Source organism: Kitasatospora aureofaciens (assembly GCF_001188955.3).
GTDB lineage: Bacteria > Actinomycetota > Actinomycetes > Streptomycetales > Streptomycetaceae > Kitasatospora > Kitasatospora aureofaciens.
On sequence record NZ_JPRF03000052.1, the window covers coordinates 37,204 to 43,203 of the forward strand.

General features: G+C 72.1%; 5 protein-coding genes. 1 reads left to right on the top strand and 4 read right to left on the bottom strand.

The window, feature by feature from the left end:
• Window positions 1–40: 40 nt before the first annotated feature.
• The 4 genes from HS99_RS29805 to HS99_RS29820 all read right to left on the bottom strand — a co-directional run bounded on the left by HS99_RS29805 (window position 41) and on the right by HS99_RS29820 (window position 4,480).
• Window positions 41–847 (bottom strand): enoyl-CoA hydratase/isomerase family protein, encoded by an 807-nt coding sequence (locus HS99_RS29805; protein WP_030285642.1) that lies wholly within the window; start codon window positions 845–847, stop codon window positions 41–43.
• A 230-nt stretch (window positions 848–1,077) separates the two neighbouring features.
• Window positions 1,078–1,311: a helix-turn-helix domain-containing protein gene (locus HS99_RS29810; protein WP_030285640.1), complete on the bottom strand. Its 234-nt coding sequence runs from the start codon at window positions 1,309–1,311 to the stop codon at window positions 1,078–1,080.
• Between the two features lie 328 nt (window positions 1,312–1,639).
• Entirely contained in the window at window positions 1,640–3,238 is a 1,599-nt protein-coding gene (locus tag HS99_RS29815) for an ABC-F family ATP-binding cassette domain-containing protein (RefSeq protein WP_030554603.1), read from the bottom strand.
• A gap of 243 nt (window positions 3,239–3,481) precedes the next feature.
• Window positions 3,482–4,480 carry a PQQ-binding-like beta-propeller repeat protein gene (locus tag HS99_RS29820; RefSeq protein WP_030285637.1) on the bottom strand — a complete coding sequence of 333 codons (999 nt, stop codon included), beginning with the start codon at window positions 4,478–4,480 and terminating at the stop codon, window positions 3,482–3,484.
• Window positions 4,481–4,848: 368 nt separating this feature from the next.
• On the opposite strand from HS99_RS29820, the gene HS99_RS29825 reads away from it, so the two are divergent.
• Window positions 4,849–6,000: glycoside hydrolase family 26 protein (locus HS99_RS29825; protein ID WP_107406521.1), on the top strand; the 1,152-nt coding region annotated here is incomplete at its 3' end.

Below are 6,000 nucleotides of genomic sequence, written 5' to 3' on the forward strand. Positions count from 1 at the left end.
GGTTCTCCCCGGGCCGGGCCTCCCAGCACCTCAACGGCGGTCAGTCGCCGATACCGGCGAGCTCCCGCAGCCGTCGCGCCTGTGCCACCCGTTCGGCCGAACGCTGCTCGTCGTACGACCGGCCGCAGGCGCCCTGGAGCAGCGCCTTGGTCTCGATCACGGCCCCGCGCGGAGCGGCCAGCAGGGCGGCGGCGAGGTCCCGGGCGGCGGAGTCCAGTTCCGCGCCGGAGACGGCCAGGTTGGCCAGTCCGGTCGCGACGGCCTCCTCCGCGCCGACCCAGCGGCCGGTCGCGCAGATCTCCAGCGCCCGGGCGTAGCCGACGAGTTCGACCAGCGGCTTGGTGCCGGCCAGGTCGGGGACCAGGCCGAGCGAGGTCTCCTTCATCGCGAACTGGACGTCGTCGGCGACCACCCGCAGGTCACATCCGAGCGCGAGCTGGAAGCCCGCCCCCACGGCGTGGCCCTGGACGACCGCGATGGAGACCAGGTCGGCGCGCCGCCACCAGGTGAAGGCCTCCTGGTACGAGGCGATGGCCTCGTCCAGCTCCTTGTCCGCGGAGCCGGCCAGCTGGAGGAAGGTGGGCTCGCCGGGGATGCCCTCGGGGGTGAACATGGCCCGGTCCAGCCCGGCCGAGAAGGAGACGCCCTCGGCGCGCAGCAGCACCACCCGCACGCTGCCGGGCAGTTCGCGCCCTGCCTGGGCGAGGGCGCGCCACAGCGCGGGCGACTGGGCGTTGCGCCGCTTGGGCTGACAGAGGGTGACGACGGCGAGTTCGCCGTCGATCTCCAGGCGGACGCCGTCCCGCTCCCAGCTCGGGGCCTGCGGGTCGGTGGCGGGGGCGGTCATGCGGAAACCTCCGGTGGCGGGGGACGTGGCTACCGGAGAGTAACAAACCTGGGAGCGGACGGGCAGGGCCCTGGCCCGAAAGATCGGAACGGGTGCGGAGCCCGGGATCCGGACATGACGATCGGCGGCCGGTCCACTCGACCCGAGGGCGGACGCCCGGCCGTGGTCAGCCGTCGTCTCCCCGGTCGGCGTCCTGCCGCCGCGCCATCCAGCTCAAAGCCGACGGACCGTCAGGAACCGGCCGCGGCAGTCGCCTTGTTCTTGCCCCGCGTGGCACCACCGCGGCCCCGGAGGATCACTCCGGACTCGCTCAGCATCCGGTGCACGAAGCCGTACGAACGACCGGTCTCCTCCGCGAGAGCGCGAATGCTCGCCCCGGAGTCGTACTTCTTCTTGAGATCGGCCGCGAGCTTCTCACGCGCGGCACCGGTCACCCGGCTGCCCTTTTTCAGAGTCTCGGCCACCCGTGCCTCCTCGTAGCGTTGCTCGGTCAGATTCCCATGATCACCCATCGACCGCGTCCTGGCCACCCATTCGACAAGGTCGATGTCGCAAATGCGTGGTCCTGCGGTGGTGATCCGAGCGCACCAGGGCGCTCACGCTGAGTGCACGCCCCCGGGCGGGTACCGCCGGGTGCCGAGAAAGAGCTGATCAGCAGCGTCGGCCCGACCACGATCGAGTGGCGGGCCGACAGGAAGTGCTTAAACGGAATCCGGGTCTTCTTCATTCCCGGACACGCCGAAAGGACTAGATTTTCTGGTCCGAAAAGCGGATGGGGCGTCTACTTCCCGGTCAGGCCAGCGAGACCAGGTCGGCGTACGACGGGTTCCACAGGTCCTCCACCCCGTCGGGCAGCAGGATGATCCGCTCCGGGTCGAGCGCCTCGACCGCGCCCTCGTCGTGGGTGACCAGCACGACCGCGCCGGAGAACTCGCGCAGCGCGCCCAGGATCTCCTCGCGGCTGGCCGGGTCGAGGTTGTTGGTGGGCTCGTCCAGCAGCAGCACGTTGGCGGAGGAGACCACCAGGGTCGCCAGGGCCAGACGGGTCTTCTCACCACCGGAGAGCACCCCGGCCGGCTTGTCCACGTCGTCACCGGAGAACAGGAAAGACCCGAGGATCTTGCGGATCTGCACCAGGTCGGTGTCCGGCGCGGCAGAACGCATGTTCTCCAGGACGCTGCGCTCCGCGTCGAGCGTCTCGTGCTCCTGGGCGTAGTAGCCGATCTTCAGGCCGTGACCCGGGATCACCTCGCCGGTGTCCGGCGCCTCCACCCCGGCCAGCATCCGCAGCAGGGTGGTCTTGCCGGCGCCGTTGAAGCCGAGCACGACGACCCGGGAACCCCGGTCGATCGCCAGGTCGACGTCGGTGAAGATCTCCAGCGAGCCGTAGGACTTGGACAGGCCGCTGGCGGTCAGCGGGGTCTTGCCGCAGGGGGCCGGGTCCGGGAAGCGCAGCTTGGCGACCTTGTCGTTCGCCCGGACCTGCTCCAGCCCGGCGAGCAGCTTGTCGGCGCGGCGGGCCATGTTCTGGGCGGCCACCGTCTTGGTCGCCTTGGCACGCATCTTGTCGGCCTGGGCGTTCAGGGTCGCGGCCTTCTTCTCGGCGTTGGCCCGCTCGCGCTTGCGGCGCTTCTCGTCGTCCTCGCGCTGCTGCTGGTACTGCTTCCAGCCCATGTTGTAGACGTCGATGGCGGAGCGGTTGGCGTCCAGGTAGAAGACCTTGTTGACGACCGTCTCGACCAGGTCGACGTCGTGCGAGATGACGATGAAGCCGCCCTTGTAGGTCTTCAGGAAGTCCCGCAGCCAGACGATCGAGTCGGCGTCCAGGTGGTTGGTGGGCTCGTCGAGCAGCAGCACGTCGGAGTCCGAGAACAGGATCCGGGCCAGCTCGACGCGGCGGCGCTGACCACCGGAGAGGGTGTGCAGCGGCTGGCCGAGGATGCGGTCCGGCAGGCCCAGCGCGGCGGCGATGGTGGCGGCCTCGGCCTCGGCGGCGTACCCGCCCTTGGTGAGGAACTCGGTCTCCAGGCGCGCGTACTTCTTCATCGCGTTGTCCCGGGTGGCGCCCTTGCCGTTGGCCATCCGGTCCTCGTTCTCGCGCATCTTCTTCAGCACGGTGTCGAGGCCGCGGGCGGAGAGGATGCGGTCCTTGGCGAGGACGTCCAGGTCACCGGTGCGCGGGTCCTGCGGGAGGTAGCCGACCTCTCCCGAACGGGTGACCGTACCGGCGGCGGGCAGACCCTCGCCGGCCAGCACCTTGGTGAGCGTCGTCTTGCCGGCGCCGTTGCGCCCGACCAGACCGATCCGGTCGCCGGCGGCGACCTTGAAGCTCGCGGACTCGATCAGGATCCGGGCACCGGCGCGCAGCTCGAGGGCGTTGGCGGAAATCATGGCTGGGACTACTCCTGGGACGTGGGCGGGCGGCCGGGTACGGGCCCGGGCAGCGGGAAGTGGGGCTTCATCGGCGGTCGGCGCCGTGGAACTGGGCGCCGCCGCCCGCTATTGCCCGGAGAAGATAGCCATGACGGCCAGTCTACCGGGCCGCGCGAAACGCCCCGGGGCACTACCACCCGGGGGTACCCGCGGGGGCTCCGGTCGCGGCCCGTCCGGCGGATCCTGCCGGACCGGCCGGCCCTACTGCTGCGCGGCCGCCTGGTCGGTGGCCGACGCCGTCGGGGCGGCCGGGGTCGGCGGGACGGTCGCCGCCGGGCTCGCCGACGGGTCGGCGCAGCCGCCCTGCGGGCGGACCGCGGCGAACGGGGCGTCCACGCTGGAGCAGGCCGTCTCGGGGGCCGCCGCCTTGGTGTCGAAGACCTTGGGGGGCACGATCGGACCGTCGGTGATCTCCACCCGGCTGCGGCCCAGCACCTTCACCGTCGCGGCCGGACCGGTGATCATCGACCACCCGTTGCTGTCCAGCCGGTAGCCCGTGATGCCACCGGAGACGGCCACCCCGCTGCTGTTGGTACAGGTGCGCGGGATGAGCACGGCGTAGTCGGTGTGGACGGTGCGCAGCGGGTCGTAGAGGCAGCCGTTGGAGGGCCGGTCGTTGTAGCGCAGGTCGCCGTCGGCGTCGCGCAGGCCCATGGTCAGTTTCGGCGTCACCACGGCCAGCCAGGGCGAGCCGTCCCGCTGGACGGTGTGCAGCGCGGCCTCGGCCCGCTGCACGGCGGTGTCCCTGCGCTGGGCGTCGGTCCGCTTGTCCGCTCCCGGATCACCGTCGGCGCGCAGGTAGTCCGCGAGGCCCGGCACGGCGCGGTGCCAGCGCACCTCGTGGTCGCCCGGGCGCACCGAGGTGACCAGGCCGTCGTCCCAGACCACGATCGCGTTGTCCCCGGCCATCGCCAGGTAGAGCGCCTCGGCGCCCTCGCGACGGTACGTCCAGGCCCGCTCGCCGGTCTGCTTGTGGTACGCCTCCAGACCGGGACCGACCACCTTGAGGTCCAGGTCGGCCGAGCTGACCGACTGGGAGTTCACCGGGGTCGCGTCCGCGTCGGCGGGCCCCGCCACCCGGTCGCCGAACGGCACCGGCTTGTTCGCGTGCGCCGCCGCACCGGCCGCAAGGACCAGCATCACCGCCAGGGCAGGCAGGATCGAGCGGGGGGTGAGGACACGCGGCGGCTTCCAGGACACGGCCGGAGCGTACCTTTCACCGGGTGCGCGAGTCAGCCGGAATCGCGCCGGGGCCCGCCCGCCCGCCGCACGCCCGATCGTGCGCGCCCGTCCCGTACTCCCGCCCGCCCACCTGCGCCGTCGGCTCCCCGGTCGGTCGGCCGGGCCCTGCGCGGCGGGCCCCGTCGGCCCCGCCGGACCGTTACAGAGCTGATACACGCGGCCGGGCCGGAGGGAGCTTGTGGCAGACGGCGTTCGAATATCGCCCACTTTAGGGTGACATTCGGCTTTCCCGTCCATCGCCTGGCCTACTGTCGGCGAGCGCGGCGCCACCGTCCGTCGACCTGGCCACCGCCCGCCCCGCCCCCGCGACGTCCGGAGGACAGACCATGCGCATCGGTCGCCTGACGCTGGCAGCCGCCGCTCTGCTGCTGATGGCCACGGCCGGCGTCCCGGCCGGGACGCCGCTCAGCCAGACCGAACGGCACGCCCTCTCCTCCGACGCCTTCGAACCGCGCGGCGCGGCCCCCCGCCCGCCGGTGCACCGGCCCGGGCACGAGCCACCGTTCGGCGCCTTCGTCGGCTCCTGGGACAGGTACATCCCGCAGATCGGCAAGTACTCCCAGTGGCTCGGCAACGCGAACCTGCAGGTCGGCCACACCTATCTGGCGGGCAACAGCTGGGCGGACATCGAGGGCGAGCCGGCGGTGCTCGGCATGTGGTCCCAGTGGCGGCTGGCCGACCCGTCCCGGCTGCTGGTGCTCGGCGTGCCGATGCTGGTGCCCAACGAGGCGCAGGTGCCGGACGGCGAGGTCGCCCGGCTGCTGGACCGGGGCGCGCACGGGGACTTCGACAGCCACTTCGTCCGGCTCGCCCGCCGACTGGTGGCGCTCGGCGGCGCGGACACCGTGATCACCCTCGGCTGGGAGATGAACGGCGTCACCTACACCCACCGCTGCAAGCCCGACCCCACCGCCTGGAAGGCGTACTGGCGGCGGATCGTCGGGGTGATGCGCTCGGTGCCCGGGCAGCGGTTCCGCTTCGACTTCGCCCCCAACCGGGGCCTGGACGCCGTCCCGTGGACCAAGTGCTACCCCGGCGACGACGTGGTCGACATCATCGGCATGGACAGCTACGACCAGCCCGCCGGCAGCACCTTCGAGGACTACGTGCGCGAGCCGTACGGCCTCCAGGACCAGGTGGAGTTCGCGGCCAGGCGCGGCAAGCCGGTCTCGTACCCGGAGTGGGGGCTGTTCCGCAACGGCGACAACCCCGAGTTCGTCCGGCGGATGGTCGACTGGATGCGCACCCACGACACCGCCTACCAGACCGTCACCGACTACTGCCCGCACGGCTTCTTCCAGTGCCGGAGCAATCCGCGCTCGACCGCGGTGTTCAAGCAGCTGATGTCCGGTTCGCCGGGGGCGCCGCTCGTACTGCCGTCGGTGCCCCCGGCCCCGGTCGTGCCCGTAGCACCCAACCCGCCGACCGTGCCGGCCGTGCCGGGCCTGCCGGGTCGGCCCGCCCTGCCGGGCGCGACC